The sequence below is a fragment of the Streptomyces sp. NPDC059456 genome, assembly GCF_042750055.1.
GTDB lineage: Bacteria > Actinomycetota > Actinomycetes > Streptomycetales > Streptomycetaceae > Streptomyces.
This window is the reverse complement of record NZ_JBHYVA010001130.1, coordinates 1-1,286: the sequence shown is the minus strand read 5'-3', so window position 1 is coordinate 1,286 and position 1,286 is coordinate 1. Positions and strand designations below refer to the sequence as shown.

General features: G+C 75.0%; 2 protein-coding genes. Both read left to right on the top strand.

What is annotated here, in order from left to right; translation table 11 throughout:
* Nucleotides 1-4: 4 nt before the first annotated feature.
* Complete coding sequence (locus tag ACFXA3_RS42715; RefSeq protein WP_385196972.1) at nt 5-565, top strand: DUF3291 domain-containing protein; 561 nt, start codon at nt 5-7, stop codon at nt 563-565.
* Nucleotides 566-715: 150 nt separating this feature from the next.
* Nucleotides 716-1,216 (top strand): hypothetical protein, encoded by a 501-nt coding sequence (locus ACFXA3_RS42710; RefSeq protein WP_385196970.1) that lies wholly within the window; start codon nt 716-718, stop codon nt 1,214-1,216.
* Nucleotides 1,217-1,286 lie beyond the last annotated feature (70 nt).

Below are 1,286 nucleotides of genomic sequence, written 5' to 3'. Positions count from 1 at the left end.
GGTCATGACCGCATCCCAGCACGACGCGCGCGCCGCCCACCTCGCCCAGATCAACGTCGCCACGCTCCGGTATCCGCTCGACGACCCGCGCATGGCGCCGTTCGTCGAACTGCTCGACCCGGTGAACGCCGCCGCCGACGGCACGCCGGGGTTCGTGTGGCGACTCGCGGAGGAGGGGGCCGCCGACGCCACCGCGCTGCGGCCGGCGGGCGAGGACGTCATCGTCAACATGTCGGTGTGGGAGACGCAGGAAGCGCTGTGGGACTTCACCTACCGCAGCGGGCACCTGGACGTGATGCGGCGGCGCCGTGAATGGTTCGAGCGGCACGTCGATGCGCACCTGGTCCTCTGGTGGGTTCCCGCCGGCCACCTCCCGACCGTCGGGGAGGCCCTGGAGCGGCTGGCGGACCTCCAGGCGCACGGGCCGTCCCCGCGGGCGTTCACCTTCGCCTCCTCCCACACCGCGGCCGAGGCCGCCCAGCACCTCCAGGCCCCGTCGCCGCAGTCCGTACCGGCACCCCGGTCCGCGCGGCCGCCGCAGAGCACGGCGTCGCCGGCCGTCTGACCGCGCCGGGTCGGCCACGGGAAAGGCGCCGCGCGGCGATCGCGGATGTGGCAGGCTCCGACCGGCACCCTTCGCCGGGAGCCACGGGGAAGTGGAGGGGGAGGGGGAGGGGTGCCGCCGGCCCACGCGTCCGTGAGTACGCTCTGGCCCTTGCTGCGGGGCACTGCCCGGGGCAACTGGGCCTTCATCCATGCCGACATCGCGGAGGTCGCCGCCGACACCGGTACCGCGCTCGCGGCCACCGGCGCTGCCCGGCCGCTGCCCCCACCGGTCCGTGACGCGGTCAGGCGGCGCACCTTCGCCCTCTGGCACGCCAACCAGGTCATCCTGATCACCACCTTCGCCCTGTGGGGCGCCCTCGCCGCAGCCTGGGCGGGCTTCGACCACTGGCCCGCGCCGGCGCGCGCGGCACTGCAGCACGCCGGAGCGGTGTGGGTGGTGCTCGCGGCCGCGGTCCTCATGTACGCCCCCTCGTACGTGATGCAGTGGTGGATCTCCCTGCGCGGCACCGGCGGCACGCAGGCGTATCGGCAGTACGCACCGGTCGCCTCCGCCCTCCGGCTGATCCGGTGCTGCTCGGCCCTGGCCACGGCACCCCCGGGCCGCCGGCCCGCGCGGGCAGCGGACGTCTCGCCAACTCCCGGGCCGTAGCGCTGTTCCTGCTGCTCGGCGTGCTCGTCGTGCCACACGTATTCGGCCGGGGGCGGGTTGAGCTCTACGG

Excerpts from the sequence above, each read along its gene's own strand:
- ACFXA3_RS42715 (WP_385196972.1), top strand. The coding sequence starts at position 5 with ATGACCGCATCCCAGCACGACGCGCGCGCCGCCCACCTCGCCCAGATC.